This window comes from Marinitoga lauensis, assembly GCF_004135675.1.
GTDB lineage: Bacteria > Thermotogota > Thermotogae > Petrotogales > Petrotogaceae > Marinitoga > Marinitoga lauensis.
Genome location: NZ_QHLX01000008.1, coordinates 22,727 through 39,480, shown reverse-complemented (window position 1 = coordinate 39,480; position 16,754 = coordinate 22,727). Strand labels below are relative to the sequence as shown.

General features: G+C 28.1%; 13 protein-coding genes and 4 pseudogenes. 8 read left to right on the top strand and 9 right to left on the bottom strand.

From position 1 onward, the window contains the following. Positions 1-14 precede the first annotated feature (14 nt). Both DJ007_RS13280 and DJ007_RS21090 read left to right on the top strand, forming a co-directional pair. A complete protein-coding gene (locus DJ007_RS13280) occupies positions 15-1,745 on the top strand; it encodes an ATP-dependent helicase (RefSeq protein WP_497006736.1) in 1,731 nt (576 codons plus the stop codon). Continuing rightward, positions 1,628-1,963: a 3'-5' exonuclease gene (locus DJ007_RS21090; RefSeq protein WP_497006737.1), complete on the top strand. Its 336-nt coding sequence runs from the start codon at positions 1,628-1,630 to the stop codon at positions 1,961-1,963. Before DJ007_RS13280 ends, DJ007_RS21090 begins: the two co-directional genes overlap by 118 nt. Before the next feature lie 201 nt (positions 1,964-2,164). Here the strand turns inward: DJ007_RS21090 and DJ007_RS20905 are convergent. From DJ007_RS20905 to DJ007_RS13245, 6 genes and pseudogenes are all read right to left on the bottom strand, one after another. Further along, positions 2,165-3,541: pseudogene (locus tag DJ007_RS20905) on the bottom strand (IS1634 family transposase); the annotation flags it as partial. A gap of 117 nt (positions 3,542-3,658) precedes the next feature. Beyond that, positions 3,659-3,712 (bottom strand): annotated as a pseudogene (locus DJ007_RS21085) (hypothetical protein); the annotation flags it as partial. Between the two features lie 234 nt (positions 3,713-3,946). After that, positions 3,947-5,043, bottom strand: a pseudogene (locus tag DJ007_RS13260) (AAA family ATPase); the annotation flags it as partial. Between the two features lie 116 nt (positions 5,044-5,159). Beyond that, positions 5,160-6,089, bottom strand: coding sequence for a PDDEXK family nuclease (locus tag DJ007_RS13255; protein WP_165974185.1), 930 nt, complete (start codon positions 6,087-6,089; stop codon positions 5,160-5,162). A gap of 194 nt (positions 6,090-6,283) precedes the next feature. Then, complete coding sequence (locus DJ007_RS13250) at positions 6,284-7,822, bottom strand: ATP-binding protein (protein WP_129410001.1); 1,539 nt, start codon at positions 7,820-7,822, stop codon at positions 6,284-6,286. A gap of 507 nt (positions 7,823-8,329) precedes the next feature. Beyond that, positions 8,330-9,916, bottom strand: coding sequence for a Gldg family protein (locus DJ007_RS13245; RefSeq protein WP_129410000.1), 1,587 nt, complete (start codon positions 9,914-9,916; stop codon positions 8,330-8,332). A 152-nt stretch (positions 9,917-10,068) separates the two neighbouring features. Between DJ007_RS13245 and DJ007_RS20595 the strand changes: the two genes are divergently transcribed. The 6 genes and pseudogenes from DJ007_RS20595 to DJ007_RS13215 form a co-directional block, all read left to right on the top strand. Next, entirely contained in the window at positions 10,069-10,389 is a 321-nt protein-coding gene (locus tag DJ007_RS20595) for a metallophosphoesterase (RefSeq protein ID WP_129410028.1), read from the top strand. After that, on the top strand, positions 10,377-10,649 hold the full coding sequence (locus DJ007_RS13235; protein WP_129409999.1) for a metallophosphoesterase family protein: 273 nt from the start codon (positions 10,377-10,379) through the stop codon (positions 10,647-10,649). The genes DJ007_RS20595 and DJ007_RS13235 overlap by 13 nt, the downstream gene beginning before the upstream one ends. Positions 10,650-10,672: 23 nt before the next feature. Continuing rightward, a complete protein-coding gene (locus DJ007_RS13230; protein WP_129409998.1) occupies positions 10,673-11,074 on the top strand; it encodes a hypothetical protein in 402 nt (133 codons plus the stop codon). An 18-nt stretch (positions 11,075-11,092) separates the two neighbouring features. Further along, entirely contained in the window at positions 11,093-11,869 is a 777-nt protein-coding gene (locus tag DJ007_RS13225) for a DUF368 domain-containing protein (protein ID WP_206076387.1), read from the top strand. A 21-nt stretch (positions 11,870-11,890) separates the two neighbouring features. After that, on the top strand, positions 11,891-12,634 hold the full coding sequence (locus tag DJ007_RS13220) for an undecaprenyl-diphosphate phosphatase (protein WP_129409997.1): 744 nt from the start codon (positions 11,891-11,893) through the stop codon (positions 12,632-12,634). A gap of 60 nt (positions 12,635-12,694) precedes the next feature. Then, positions 12,695-13,093, top strand: a pseudogene (locus DJ007_RS13215) (nucleoside-triphosphatase); the annotation flags it as partial. A gap of 165 nt (positions 13,094-13,258) precedes the next feature. On the opposite strand, the gene DJ007_RS13210 reads toward DJ007_RS13215, so the two are convergent. The 3 genes from DJ007_RS13210 to DJ007_RS13200 are packed head-to-tail and all read right to left on the bottom strand — an operon-like array spanning position 13,259 to position 16,691. After that, positions 13,259-15,559: a xanthine dehydrogenase family protein molybdopterin-binding subunit gene (locus DJ007_RS13210; RefSeq protein WP_129409995.1), complete on the bottom strand. Its 2,301-nt coding sequence runs from the start codon at positions 15,557-15,559 to the stop codon at positions 13,259-13,261. Then, positions 15,556-16,014: a (2Fe-2S)-binding protein gene (locus DJ007_RS13205; RefSeq protein WP_129409994.1), complete on the bottom strand. Its 459-nt coding sequence runs from the start codon at positions 16,012-16,014 to the stop codon at positions 15,556-15,558. Before DJ007_RS13205 ends, DJ007_RS13210 begins: the two co-directional genes overlap by 4 nt. After that, positions 16,011-16,691 (bottom strand): FAD binding domain-containing protein, encoded by a 681-nt coding sequence (locus DJ007_RS13200; protein ID WP_206076386.1) that lies wholly within the window; start codon positions 16,689-16,691, stop codon positions 16,011-16,013. The genes DJ007_RS13205 and DJ007_RS13200 overlap by 4 nt, the downstream gene beginning before the upstream one ends. Positions 16,692-16,754 lie beyond the last annotated feature (63 nt).

Below are 16,754 nucleotides of genomic sequence, written 5' to 3'. Positions count from 1 at the left end.
CCTGGAGGATAATTATGGAAGAAAAAGTTTTTAACATAAAAAAAAGTGAATATGTTATTCCAGAATTTTTTAAAGAAGAGCTTGATGACGAACAATTAAATGCCGTTGTTAATTCCAGTGGTAGATCGTTAATAATAGCTGGCCCGGGTTCAGGGAAAACCCGGGTTATTACTTATAAAATAGCTTATTTATTATCTCAGGGAATAAAACCTGAAAATATATTATTAGTAACTTTTACAAGAGCTTCTGCAAAAGAAATGATTGAAAGAGTAAAAAACGTTACCAATATAGATACATCCTCGCTTACCGCAGGAACATTCCATCATATATGTAATATGTTATTAAGAAGATACTCCAAACTACTTGGATATGAAAATAATTTTTCTATACTTGATGCAGAAGATTCAAAAGATTTAATGCGAATTGCAAAAAATGAATATAAGGGTAATTTAACCAAAGAAGAAGCAAAACATATACCTAATGAAGGCGTTATATTAAAAATAATAGGTTATGCAACCAATACTATAAAATCATTGAGAGAAGCTATTTTAGATGTTGCCCCTTATTTAATAGATTATGAGGAAGATATAGAAAAAATCTATATGAATTATATAGAACTTAAACAAAAAATAAACGCTATGGATTATGACGATATGCTTATTAATACGTTGAGGTTACTAGAAAACAACGAGGATATTAGAAATCATATTGCCTCAAAATATAAATGGGTATTAGTAGACGAATTCCAGGATACCAGTTTGGTACAATTACGAATAGTTGAATTTTTATCAAGTGTTCATAAAAACCTTATTGTAGTTGGTGATGATTCTCAAAGTATATATTCCTTTAGAGGCTCCAGATTTGAAAATGTTGAAGATTTTCAAAAACATAAAGATGTTAAATTATTTAAAATACAAACAAATTATAGAAGTGTCCCTGAAATAGTTGAGCTTGAAAATTATTTAATACCAACACATTCAATACCTAAAAAATTAAAACCTTTTAGATCATCTTATAATTATAAACCAAAAATAGTTAAAACTTATGATGAATTAGAACAGGCGGATTTTGTTGTCCAATTGATAGAGAATAAATTCGATGAAGGTATATCACCTGAAGAAATTGCAATATTATATCGTTCTCATAGTTTATCAATGACATTACAACAAAAATTAGATGCAAATAAAATATCTTATAAATTATTATCAGGAAAAAGATTTATAGAAACAAGACATATTAAAGATATTATGGCTTTTCTAAAGGTTATTGCTAACCCATTTGATAATATTTCATGGTCAAGAGTGTTAAAATTATTCCCTGGTATAGGTCAAAAAACTATGACAAAAATCACAAATGAATTTTATGCTAATTTAATGGAATACACCACACCTTATGATGCATTTGATCATATTAACTTAAAAAAATATCCCAAACTAAAAGATATTATATTATATCTCTATGAAAATGAAACAGAAAATCCACAGGATTTAATAGATTATATCTATCTTGAGTTTTATAGAGAATATCTTGAATTGAATTTCAAAGACGCTTATTCAAGAAAACTTGATGTAGAAAGATTATCTGAAATTGCTTCAAGATATGATACTTTAGACAAATTTCTTGAAGAATTAGCATTGAGCGAAAACATAGAAATTCAAGGAGCAGAAAAGATAGAAAGACTGAAAAAATTACACTTACAACAGTTCATGGAGCAAAAGGGCTTGAATGGAAGGTTGTTATTATAATTTCTGTAAACCCTGGTGATTTCCCAAACGGCATGGCTTTAAAAGAAAAGAAAATAGATGAAGAAGAAAGACTATTTTATGTTGCAATAACCCGCGCAAAAGACGAACTTTATATAGTTAAACAATTAACTGGTACAACAAAGCCTTATTACGGAAATTCATTTTATATCAGACAAAAACTTCCAGACTTTACAGACAAAATCCCAAAAGACTTGTAGAATACTGGAAAATTGGTTATACTGAATAATAAATAGACCGCGGCAAACACTGCGGTCTATTTATTATTTTCCTGAGTTTGACACTATTATTATCAACAAAATTCTAAAAAGTAGAATTATTCAAAAAAATAGCTATTGTTAACTTTTTATAAAAGAGAAATTAGCCACACACCTCCTCCTTTTTGGCTTTTCATGCGTGTTTTAGGAGATTATTTTTTTAAATTCATCTAATTCCATCATTTTTTTCGGTTTTTCTATTTTTAATGTTTTTAATATGGCTTTTTGAAAATCGTTTAAATTGGCTCTTAATGCAAATAATTTGTCTTTTAATCTTATTTCAGAGTATTCCATTTTTTTTATAGCTTCTCTTATTTTTTCATGAGAGTATTCAATATTATTTTTTTCCAGTTCTAATTCTAATGTTCTTTGAATTATGATATGAAACTCATTACAATATGTCCTTTTATTCTTTTCGGTGTCCAATGAAATACCGGTCTTGTTTCAAGATAATTTTTTAATGTTCTGAATGTTTCTTCTACTTTCCATAATGTATGATATTGTTCTAATATTTCTTTTGGAGATAGTTTTGTGTTTGTTATTATTCCATAGTATCCATCGTATTTTCATCATTTTCTATTTTTTCTATGTCCAATATATAATTTTGTTTGTTCTGTTCTTTTAAATATTTTTCGCTCCTCTTTTACTTTTTGAATCTATATTTCCTTCTTCTAACATTTTTTTCGCTTTTTCTATTAATCGTAGTCTATCTGCTCTGTCTTTTTTGGCTCTTTCTTCTGAATATATTATGAGTAATCTTTTATTTTCATATTCTACTTCTCTATATTTTATTCCTTTTGCTATTTCTATGAATTCTCCTTCAAATATATTTACTTTTTTAACTGTTTTATTGATTTTCCTACTATGAATTCATAATTAGAATTTTCTACTACTTCTATATTTTTTTACTCATCATTCCTCTATCTGCTACTACTATTACTTTTCCTAATTGATATTCTTTTTTCATTTTTTCTATTGAATCTTTAAATGTATGCCCTTCAAATGTATTTCCTGCATATATATCAAAACTAACTGGCATTCTATCCTGATCTATTGACATCCCTAATACTACTTGCGACTCATTAAATTTCTTATCCTTTGAATATCCCATTTGTAATATTTCATTTGTTTGTTGTGTTTCAAACGCTAATGTTGTTACATCGTAAAATACTAAATCTACCGTTGTATTAAACAAACTTATCCTTTGATTATACATATGTTTTTCTATCGACTCTTTATTATCTGCTAATATATCCAATGTTCTGTATAACCAGTGCAACATTACATCTTTTTCTTCCAGGTCTTTTTCTTTTTAACTTCCACTTTGTTATATCCAAAATACTCTAAATTATTAAATATTCCCAATTTACTCTTCGGTTCTACTATTCTATTCATCACCATTATTTTTAACATTTCTTCTGCATTGTATTTTATTTCTTTATCCAGTCTTTCAAAATATCTTTTCATCTCATATCTTTCAAATATCTTATTTACTATTACTTTGGCTCCGTAATTTCTTCTTGCTATTTCTTCCATTAAATCATCTTCTATTTTTTCATATTCATCTATTTCAAATATTTTAAAAAGACTATCTACAAGTTTTGTTATATCTTTTTTACTATACTTATCTATATTTCCAAAATTTATTACTGTATGCTGTTTCACTTTTCCATTTTCTCTTTTGCTTTCCATTATCCTTAAATATCTTTTTCCTTTCACTTTTGATATTTTAGGATACATTTTAAAACATCTCCTTTCAGTGGTTGTCATATATATTATACCACCAAAAGGACTAATATATTACTAATTATAGTTAATTCTCTGTAACAAAAGTTAGCCACACAATTTTTCGACTTCCTGAAAAATACACGCCTCAAACCCGCATTCTACCGTTCCATTTCCCTTAAAATCGCCAAATTGCTGTCAAAGGCAGGAGAAACTGCTTTTTACTTCTATATTTGGATAGTCGAGTATGTATTTCTTTTTTAATCCTAATTTTTTATTCCTTTGAAGGTTAGATATCCTGCCTGTGTGAAGAATATGTTTGCATTTGCATCTTCTATTTCTCTTGTTGAGAAATCCATTGCACTTACTGTGTCTTTTACTAAGTCTTCATATGTTATCTTTCTGTTTTTTATGTATTCGTATAAGAATGATGGTGATCCGCTTTCAAACCAGTAATTTTTAAAATCTTTCTCTTCAAAGAATTTCAATATGGAAAATGGATTATATACATAATGTTCTCCATCAAATGAAAAGCCATTATAATATTCTTTTAATCCTTTTAATAATTCTTCTTCACTTATTCCAGTTTTTTTGATGTCTCTTTTATATGTTCTTTGAAATAGTATTCAAGTTCTTTTTGGGTAAAGCCCAAAAATTTGAATAATTTTATCAAATGATATACTATTTAAATTATTTAAGCCTGAATACACACTTTTTAGTGTGTATTCTGTTATTCCTGTTAAAAATACAAACTTTATATATTCGTCTTTTGACTTGATACTTACATAGAAATCCCTTAGTATTTCTCTATATCTTTCTGCTTTTTCTTTATTATTTATATTATCAAGTATTGGTTTTTCGTATTCATCTACCAGTATTACTACCTTTCCTTTTTTTGATAGTTTTATTATTAGTTCATTGAATGCATATTTATAATTTGTATTTTCTATTGATACTCCATATCTTTCCCCTTCTAATTTTATTATTTCCAGCAATCCATATTTAAATTCTTCTTCTGTTGAAGATAATACGTCCAACATGCTTATTCTTATTATTGGATATTCTTTAAACTCCCATTTATTATATATATATGTATCCTTAAATAATTCTTTTTCACCTTTGAATATATAATAGAATGTTGATACTGTTAAGCTCTTCCCAAATCTTCTTGGACGTGATAGAAAATAAAACTTCCCGCTTGACATTAAATCATACAGATATTTTGTTTTGTCTACATATATATAATTTTCGGTTATTAACTCTTTATAATCCTGTACACCTATTGGTAATTTTTTCATCGATTCCACCTCCTTTCTGCACAAAACCATTGCAAAGTGAAATTCTTCAGTTCATATAAACTCACATTTTTACAATCAAAGTTCAAAATAGAACAGAAAAAAACATATTTAAAATATTATGAATTTTCAATTTTGTCCCTGACTTTTTTTAAAACATTTATAAATCTTTCGATTTCATCATCAGAATATGATTTATTGATTATCAATTTAAAATTTGAACTTGCAGGAATAAAATATTTTAAATTAGATAATTCATTAGAATATAACTCAATAATTTCCTGTGAATTATTCATTTTTCTATTTATTACCTCAAAAGAAGTGAATATACTCTGACCATAAGTCGATTCTTTATGATAGCCATAAAATAAGGCTATAACCATATCTTTATATTTTATATTAAATGAAAACCCCTTTGTTCCCCATTTTATTAGAAATCCTTCTTTTTTTGAAAAATAAAATATTTTTTTAAAAACACGTTTTCCATTTTCATCCAGTTTTTCCATAAAAATACTTTCATTAATCTTAGGTAACGAAGCTGTTTGAATTTCTTTCTTGATATAATCATCTTTTCCAACAACTATTTCTCTTGCAAGAAGCTCTTCTCCGGATTCGGTTACAAAATATTTGAATTCTATACAATAAATATTTATTCCTTTTTTTCTTAAATACAATGCTGTTTGCTTTATTTCAGGAGATATATTTTCACCTATAATTAATAATTTACTTTCTTTATTAAAAGATATAGTTTCTGCTGATTCAGGGTTAAAAAAAGCCTTAAATTCGTCTTTTAATGTAATAGAATCAATGTTATTGTATTTTTGATAAATCGAATTAAGATCCGAATAATCCAGATTATCAACAAAGGATGCATATTCTAATATTTGAGCAACTGTTTCTCTTGGCGTTTTTTCTCTCTTCAATTCAATTACTACAGTATTTCCGTCTTTATCCAGACCTAATAAATCAATGTATGTATTTAAATTAGTTTGCACTTGCCTTCCTATAATTAGTATTTTTTCGTCTTCTAATTTTTCATCTTCCCCCAAAAAAATTCTGAACTCTTTGCGAGTAAATCCTCAAGATTAGTTTCTTTATAATTCTTCGCAAATTTTCTCTCTTTAAATGTTTTTAAACATTTATTAGCTTTATCAATGCTAAATATCATCATAAAAATCCCCTATAACTTTTAAAAATAGTATTATAAAAAAATTTAAAATTTTTTAGTTGACAAGTTGTTATTTTACATTTTTTCAATAATATAATCCTCAATATTTCTTTTTTCTGAATTTATGTTTATTCCTATGAGATATATCTCTTTTCCTCTGTATTTTTCATAGTATTTTTTCTCTTTTATCTGAGCTAGTGCTTCTTCTGCACTTTTGTCCAGTTTTGCTTCGAATATATATACCCTTTCATCGAATTCTAATACTACATCACTTCTTCCTATATTTGTCATTTCTTCTGCTCTTACATTTAATCCTGCTATTGCAAGTATTGCAAATATTAATGAGTGATAATATCTTTCTTCTTTTTGATGTAGATTATATGGTATTGCACTTATTACTTTTTTTATTTCTTCTATTAATCCTTCTATATCATTGTCATATATCTTTTCATATATTATATTTTCTGCTTCATCTAATCCTTTTAATCCATAGTTTGCTTCCAATATTAATCTTGAGAAACTACTTTTTACTTCTATGTTTGGATAGTCGAGTATATATTTTTCTTTTAATCCCAATTTTTTTATTCCTTTAAATGTTAAATATCCTGCCTGTGTAAAGAATATGTTTGCATTTGCATCTTCTATTTCTCTTGTTGAGAAATCCATTGCACTTACTGTTTCTTTTACTAAATCTTCATAGGTTATCTTTCTGTTTTTTATGTATTCGTATAAGAATGATGGTGATCCACTTTCAAACCAGTAATTTTGAAATTTCTTTTCTTCAAAGAATTTTAATATTGAGAATGGATTATATACATAATGTTCTCCATCAAATGAAAAGCCATTATAATATTCTTTTAATCCTTTTAATAATTCTTCTTCACTTATTCCCATTTCTTCTGATGTTTCTTTTATGTGGTCTTTGAAATAATGTTCGAGTTCTTCCTGTGTATATCCTAACATCTGTGAGTATTTTTTATTTAACGATATATCGTTTAAATTATTTAATGCAGAGAATACTCCTGTTTTTGTGAATTTCGTTATTCCGGTGATGAATACGAACTTTATGTATGCATCTTTTGTCTTTACCTTTTTATAGAATTCTCTTAAAAATGCTCTAAATTCTTCTGCTTTTTCCTTATTGTTTATATATTCTAATATTGCTGCTTCATATTCGTCTATTAATATTACTACTCTTTCTTTATATTTTTTATTTAATTCTTCTATTAGATTTCCAAATTTTGTTGGTATGTCATCTATGTCTGGAGTTATATTGTATGAGTTATAGATTTTATCAAGTGTGTTATTTAATGATTTTTCAAATGATTCTATATTTTTTAATGTTACGTCTGACATATCTAATTTTATTATTGGATATTCTTTAAATTCCCATTTGTCATATATATAAGTATCTTTAAATAATTCTTTTTCACCTTTGAATATATAATAGAATGTTGATACTGTTAAGCTCTTTCCAAATCTTCTTGGGCGTGATAGAAAATAAAACTTCCCACTTGACATTAAATCATACAGATATTTTGTTTTGTCTACATATATATAATTTTCGGTTATTAACTCTTTATAATCCTGTACCCCTATTGGCAATTTTTTCATCGATTCCACCTCCTCCTGCCATAATTATACCAGAACATTCCGCAGAGCGGAAAGTTTAATGTTGTTTTTTTATAATAAAAATGTTCATCCTGAACCCTTCGCGAAGCGAAGAGTCAAACTGTCGACAAAATAAAATAATCAAAATTAATATGAGCAAATTCCAAACATTTCGCGGAGCGAAAAGTTTAAGGTTTAAAGAATTTTATTATTAAATAATTTTTCCTAAAATCCTTTACGAAGTGAAGAGTTTTCGCTTCGCGAAAGGTTTTTGGTTTTTAATAAATAAAATTATAATCTTAAAAACTTTTGCCATGCAAAAGTTTTTAGTTTTTTTATTATTAAATAAATTTTTCTAAACCCTTCGCATAGCGAAGAGTTTAGCTTCGCGAAAGGTTTAAGGTTATTTTTTATTTTATTTTGTGTTTTGTTTACAAACTAAAAAGGCCCGGATTAACCGGACCTCAATAAAATCCTTCACGAAGTGAAGCGTAGGATTTCTCCTCATTTCTATTTTACTAAATATTTAATTGTGTTAATTGCAAGTTGAGCATCGTCACCCCATTGCCAACCGTTATGGAGCAAATCTCCACTATCTCCAGTTCCATCATCAAATGGAGAGCTATCGCCAATTGCAACTACTTTTCCATTTCCATATGTAGTAACAACCATATATGGTTTATTCTCAGAATTAGCAATTAAGACCTTTACATTATCTTTTAATATTTTTATTGAAGAACCATTCCACACTCCAATTCTCTTTATGTTTTTTGTAATTTCATGCTCATATATATGATCTAAAGGAGCCTCTTCTAAATCATCACCAACAAATCTAAAGCCAAATTCTTCCACAAAAGTATTAAATATACGTGGAGAGTCCCAACCATTTCCATTTCTATCTGAATTTCCATGATCTGCTATTATAAATAATGAACCTCCATTCTTTACAAAGGTTAATATAGCCTCAATCTCTTCTTTTTTAAATGGCTTGTTGGGTTCTGGAATTATAAACACTTTATACATCTGAAGAATATCTTTATCTATATCTTCTTTTATTTCTTCAACCTTTAAGCCTATTTTTTTTGCTGCATCGGCAAAATCAGAATATCCTCCATTTATTACCCAATCCGCATTTCCTGCTGTTTGCCCGTGATTATTATCAAATAATACTCTATTTTTATAAGAGTCTTTTTCTTTATCCAACGGAATAATCTTCATAGCCATTTTATTTTCATTTTTATCAGAAAGAGCTCTTAATACAAGTTTTGATTTTTCAGGAATATTTTCCAGGTCTATTTTTAACATAGTATTATTTCTTAAAAATTCAATATTTTTTATGTTTGCTTTTAATATTCTTACAGATTTATTCATAATAACGCTTTTTGGATTTAACAGCTCATTAAATTGAACTAAAATAGAGTTTTCCTTTAAAGCATATGTTTTTACTTCTGGCGGAAATACATCATCTACTAATATATCATTCATATCTCTTGGCCATAGTTCATGAATAGACATATATTGTCCTAATACACCTATTACTTCCATGTTTATACCAACTTTAAATAAAGATGAATTTATTCCTGTATTTTCTCTTATAAACACCATGCCTTTACCGCTTCCATCATCTATATATATTTTTCTGACATCATATTTATCTATTTCCACTATTTTCCCTTTTGTTTTTACATATAATCCTTCATATTTTTCATCATTTATTTCTGACGTTTTTATTTCTAAAGGGTTCGGTAAAGTATTATTATGAGATAGTATTTTATAATAATGCGACGGATTGTCACTTTCTAATACTAGTTCTGTATTATTTCTATGTGTCCATATATAACCTCTTGCTTCTACTAAATCCCCTCTTTTTACATCTTTAAATTCTCCACCTCGGTAATAGAGATTTATTCCTGCAGTTTTATCCTGTAAAAATATTATATTTACATCAAATGGTCCAGGTTCTACTGTAACTATGCCTTTTACAGTTACAGTTTGCAAATCCTTTAATTGCTTTGCACTTGAAATATCTGTAATAGCTGAAGAAAACGAAAGAACAAATAAAAACAATACTAAAGCCGTAAATAAAATTTTCTTCATTTTTCTATCCCTCCTAAAATTTTCTATTTTAACATAACATTATATCATAAAATTAATAATATCCACTATTATATTTTTATATTTTTCATGTTATAATATATTAGATTAGTTGGAGGGGATATTGTGTTTGATAATGCTAAAAAAAATTATTTATTCTACTAATAGTTTTAATTGGCATTGTTTCATTAATTAAAGTTTCTTACCCATTTATTCTAAATACAGAAGAAAATTTAATTTTTAAAAATTCAACATTAGCAAAAAATGCTATAAAATCAGATAGCTATACTTTTGTAGTTCTTGGAGATAATAAAAATTCTATTTCTACTTTTAATAAAATTATTAAGCAAATTAACAATGATAATTCTATTAAATTTGTTATTAATACTGGAGATATGGTATTTGATGGTAATCCTATAAAATATGATTTTTTTTTAAAACAAATAAAAAAATTAAATAAACCATGTTACCTGTAGTTGGGAATCATGATGTTGCAGATGATGGAGTAAGTAGATATTTGAAAATTTTTGGACCATTGTATTATTCTTTTCATTTAAAAAATTCTTATTTTATCATGATTGATAACTCCAATGAAAAAGAAATTGACCCGTGGCAAATGAATTGGTTAAAAAATGAATTAGAAAAGTCAAGAAAATACAAACATACTTTTGTTTTTATGCATGTCCCATTTATGATCCACGAAACTCTATTGATGATCAACCCGGGCATTCATTAAAAAACTTATCCAATGCTAAAGAATTGTTAGATCTTCTGAATAAGTATAATATAACCCGAGTATTTTTTGGACATATACATGGTTATTATACTGGAAAATGGAAGAATATAAATTATACTGTAACTGGTGGTGCTGGTGCTGAATTAGTCGGTAAAAAACCAGAACATGATTTTTATCATTACATAAAAGTCCATGTTAATAAAAACAATGTTTCCTATGAATTAGTAAAATTGGATTCACCAGATTTTAATTTTATTGATAGAGTTGGAGCCTTTTTCTGGATATACTTCTATTCAACTATTGTCATTAATTTTTGGACTATTTTACTTTTAATTTCAACCATACTCCTTTCAATACTTTATTTTAAAACTTATGGCATAACGCATTTTTCATTTTTAAAAAAATTTTTGAAAATTAAAAAGTAATGTTTTGGAGGTGAATTAGTGAAGGATTTTATTCTCGGGCTATTAATGGGGATTGCTAACCTTTTACCAGGCATCAGTGGTGGGACCATAGCAGCAATTTCTGGAAGATATGAAATAATATTAAAAGCTGCATCTGACTTTGTTTCTTTTAAATGGAAGAAAGATTCATTAAGCGTTATTATATTTTTAATTGCAGGAATGGGTACTTCTATAATTTTATTATCCAAAGTTCTTTCCTTTATTTTTGAAAAGTATCCAGAATATTCTTATGGTATATTTACAGGATTAATTATCGGTGGATTATTATATTTATTAAATCAAATAGATTTTAAAAAGAAAAGTAATTTTTCAATAATCACTATTTCTTTTATAATTACATTCTTTCTTTTAAGATTCGCTGAAACCTTTGAATCAACAAATGGAAATATTTCTTTCTGGTATTTAATATTCGGAGGAATGGTTGGAGCAGCAACAATGGTTTTACCAGGTATTAGTGGTTCATCTATGCTTTTAATAATGGGAATTTACAAACCTGTTATTGATGCTATATCAAACATGAATTTGAAAATTATTATACCTGTTGGAATTGGTGTTTTGCTTGGTCTTGTATTAATAATAAAAATATTAGAAAAATTAATTGAAAAATTTCATGAACAGGTTATAGCATTTTTAATTGGATTAACTATAGCAGGAACAATTATCATTTTCCCTATAACGTCTAAATGGCTAACTTATATCTTTTTTATAATTGGAATTTTCCTATCAAGATATCTTGAAAAAATATTAAAAGAATAATATACAGAAAGAGGTGAAGTAATGCAAGAAATTATATTAGGTATTATTCAAGGATTAACAGAATTTCTACCCGTTTCAAGCTCTGGACATTTAGCTTTATTTTCAAAAATTTTAGGTTTTGATCCAAATGTTTCTTTTTTTGCTTTTCTTCATTTAATGACATTTTTTGCTGTTTTATTATTTGTGTATAAAGAAGTATGGTTTATATTAAAAGGTATATTTACAGGTCAAAAAGATGCCTGGAATTTAGCCTTAAAAATAATAGTTTCATCAATTCCAGCTGCTTTTATTGGCATTTTATTTGAAGAACAAATTAGTGAAGCATTTTCATCTTTGAAATTAGTTGGTTTATTTTTCCTATTTACTTCAATAGCAATGATTTTATCAGATAGATTTAATGGAAAAAAGGATTTAATGAATATATCTTATATTGATGCGATAATTATAGGTCTATTTCAAGCTGCTTCTATTTTTCCTGGAATTTCAAGAAGCGGTTTTACACTATTTGGTGCATTACTTTTAAATACTAAAAAGGAAGCTGCTTTAAAATATTCATTTTTAATGAGTTTACCTGTTACCTTTGGTGCAGGACTATTAGAAATTAATAAGGTTAATTTTACTCCTGCTGTTATAAACTCTGGAATTGCAACTTTTATTTTTGGAGTTTTAGGTCTCTATATTTTGAAAAAAACTGTAATAAATGGAAAGCTTAAATACTTTGGATATTATACAATAATTGCTGCTATTATAAGTTTTATTATTTAAAATTTTTATTCGAAGTGATATTATGAAAATATTATTAACAGGTAAGATGGGGTAGGGAAATCAACTATATTGAGAAAAGCTATTAAAAAATATAATATAAAAAACGGTATTTTCACCCAAAAGGTTGGTGAAAATGTTTATGCATGGTTGCTAAATTCACCACAAAAACACATAATAGGGAAAAAATCTAAATTTGGCATGCAAATAGACGAAAAAGGATTTAATGCTCTTACTGACGAATTGAAAAATGTAAAATTTCCTGATTTTTTTGTCGTAGATGAAATTGGATATTTAGAAGAAAAACATACACCTTTTTTAACTGAATTAGAAAGGATCATTGAAGAATCAAAAAATTTTATAGGAATAATACGGTTATTTTTTCATGAGAGGTATTACTTTTTAGCCAATTTACCTGTGATTGAAATAACCGAAGAAAATAGAAATAATATAGAATTATAAAAATAAAAGCTCCAGATTTCTCTGGAGCTTTTATGATGCCATATATCTATATGGAATCGGGGATGGGGATTTCGAAATTATTATATCTTAGATATATTAATTAAATGTTACAGAAATAAGTTTTTTTTGTATTTTCAGTTACTTTTACAATCCCTTAAGATATTTTTATTTTTTCTCTTTTAATGCTCTTAATACCTTTTCTGGTGTAATTGGAAGATCCTTTATTCTAACTCCTACCGCATTATATATTGCATTTGCAATTGCAGCAGGTGGTGTATCTATACCTATTTCTCCAACGCTTTTAGCACCAAATGGGCCAGTTGGTTCATAGCTATCTACAAGTTCCACATTAAGTTTCTTGATATCAACCCTTGATGGGATTTTATAATTCATAAGGTTGTTGGTGAGCAATCTTCCATTTTTATCATATTTTACTTCTTCATACATTGCCATACCTATTCCCTGAGCAAGACCACCTTCAACCTGAACCTTTGCAAGATTTGGGTTAATTGGTGTTCCACAATCAACTACTGCTACGTAATTTAAAAGATCTACTTTTCCTGTTTCTGTATCCACTTCTACTTCTGCATAACCTGCCATGAATGGTGGTGGTGACTCTTCTCCTACATATGAACCGGTTGTACTCAATTGTTTTTGATTTTCATTATAATACAACACCTCTGCTAATTTTTTCAATGTTATCTTTCTTTCTCCTGCTTTTATCTCTTTACCATCAAATTCTACTTCATTTTCTGAAACTTCAAAATACTCTGCTCCTGCTTTTATTATTTCTTCTTTCATTTTTTCAGCTGCTATTCTAACTGCATTACCTGAGACATATGTAGTACTTGAAGCATATGCTCCTACATCAAAAGGTGTGACATCTGTGTCAGAAGAATATGGAATTATGCTTTCTGTTGGAACATTCAATACTTCTGCTGCTATTTGAGATAAAATTGTATCGCTACCTGTACCAATATCTGTAGCACCTATTAATAGATTAAATGAGCCATCTTCATTTAATTTTAATGTTGCAGCACCCATATCTATCTTGGCTATTCCAGATCCCTGCATGGCTATTGCCATACCTACTCCTTTAACTTTTTTACCTTCTTTTTTGGTTTTAAATTTATTTTCCCAATCTATTTTTTTAGCACCTTTTTCAACACATTCGTCTAACTTACAGCTTCTTACTATCATATCGACACCTTCTCTACCTTCACCCATAATCTTGAAGATAGGAGATGTTTCTTTTTCTCTTATCATATTTATTTCTCTCAATTTCACTGGATCCATATTTAATTTATAGGCTAACATATCCATTGCAGATTCAATTGCAAAATTCGCCTGAATTGCTCCATAACCTCTATATGCACCAGCAGGTGCATGATTGGTATATACCACATCACCACCAAATCTTACTGCCTTTACTTTATTATACATTGGCAATACTTTAGAACCTGCAACCATAAATGTGGTTAAAGCATGCTCTCCATAGGCTCCTGTATCTGAAAGCCCTCTAACATCTATAACATTTATTTTTCCATTCTTATCTGCACCTATGGTTACATCAAAACGCATTGGATGTCTTGTATATGTTGATTCAAAGACTTCTTTTCTTGTGTAATAAACCTTTGCAGGTTTTCCTGTTTTTAATGTAACCAGAGCAACATATGGTTCACCGTGAATGGCTTGTTTCCCACCAAATCCACCACCAACACGTGGTTTTATTACTCTTATCTTCTTTATTGGCAAGTCCAATGCTCTTGCCAATATTCTTCTTACATGGAATGGAACCTGTGTTGAGCTAACAATAACCAATCTACCCTGCATATCAATATATGAGTAAGCAGCATGTGGTTCCATCATTACATGTGCTTGAGCCTGTGTATAAAATCTTTCTTTTATAACAACATCAGATTTTTCTATTTCTCCCTCAACGTCACCTATACTCATTTCATATGTAGCAGCTATATTATTTTTAGGATCTGAACTTACAAAAACTTCACTTTGATAATCATCTTCAGGATGTATTATTGATTTAGAACCTTTACTTTTTTCAAAATCCAATACAGGTTCTAAAACTTCATAATCTACATCTAATAATTTTAGAGCTTTTTCTGCTGTAATTTCATCTCTTGCTGCAACTACAGCAACCTCATCTCCTACATATCTTACATATTCATCAAGAATATATTTATCATATGGTGATGGTTCCGGATAACCCTGCCCAGCTCTTGTAAATCTATTTTTTGGAACATCTTTATATGTTAATACACATTCTACACCTTCTAATGCTTCTGCTTTTGATACATCAATATTTTTTATTCTAGCAAATGCATGAGGACTTCTTAAAATCTTTACTACTAATGAATTTTTAGGTGCTAAATCATCTGTATATACAGGTTTACCACTAACTAATCCATATCCATCAACTTTTTTAATAGGTCTTTTTACTTCTTTCATGCTTTCACCTCAAAATACTTTTTTATTGCTCTCATTTGAGGAACGTATCCTGTACATCTACATAAGTTCCCAACTAAATACTTTTTCATATCTTCTTCACTTGGATTTTTCAATTCTTTTTTCATAGCATAAACATTAAGTATTAACCCTGGACTACAAAAGCCACATTGATCTGCCCCTTCTTCGAGTAAAGCATTTGATATCGCTTTAAATTCAGGATCATTTTCTAATCCTTCTATTGTTGTTATTTCGTGTCCATCTGCTGAAGCAGCTAAAACAGAACAGGATAATACAGGTTTCCCATCCATTAAAACTGTACACACACCACATGTTCCTGTATCACAGCCCTTTTTTACACTCATATAATCCAATCTTCTCAACACATCAAGAAGAAATTCTGAAGGAGAAATTTCTACTTCTCTTTTTACATTATTTATTGTTAGTATTATTTTCATCTTAAAACCTCCTCTAATCCTCTTCTTACAAGAACAGGAGCAATCATCTCTCTGTATTCTTTTGAACCTTTAATATTAGATCCAAATGTCATTTCTTCTGCTGCAATCTTTGCTGCTTCTTCTATATTATCATTTTCTTTCAGATAATTCATAGCTTTTTTGGCTAAGCTTGCAACTGCAGGTCTTGCACCAATAGCTATTCTAAAATCTTTATTTTCATCTACTGAAACTGCTGTATTTAATATGGAAAAATCATAGAAAGAATTTCTCATATATTGAAAAGAAAGCTTTCTATTTTCTTTCTTTATTGCTAACTCAACTAATATATCCTTTCTTATTTTTTCTTCTAAAAACACTTCTAATGGCATTCTTCCATTATTGTATAACACAACATCCGTATTCAAAGCTAATAATACTGTTATAAGATCTGAAAATCCCAATCTTGGAAATATAGTTCCACCAATAGTAGCAATATTTCTTAATTGCACGGACCAAATAGCTTGAAGTGTTTTAATTAATTCACCATTAAAAGCTGCCTTTATTATTTCATTTCTTTCAATTTCACCTAAAGTAGTTGCCCCACCTATTTTTAGCTCATCACTCTCAATCTTAACATAATTTAATCCTGCATCCTGCAAATCAATGGCAAGATCTATCTTTCTTGAAGATAATCTCATAAATGCACCGCTACCTATTATTTCTGCTCCTCAATACTCACCAATTTTTCATAAGCCTCTTCT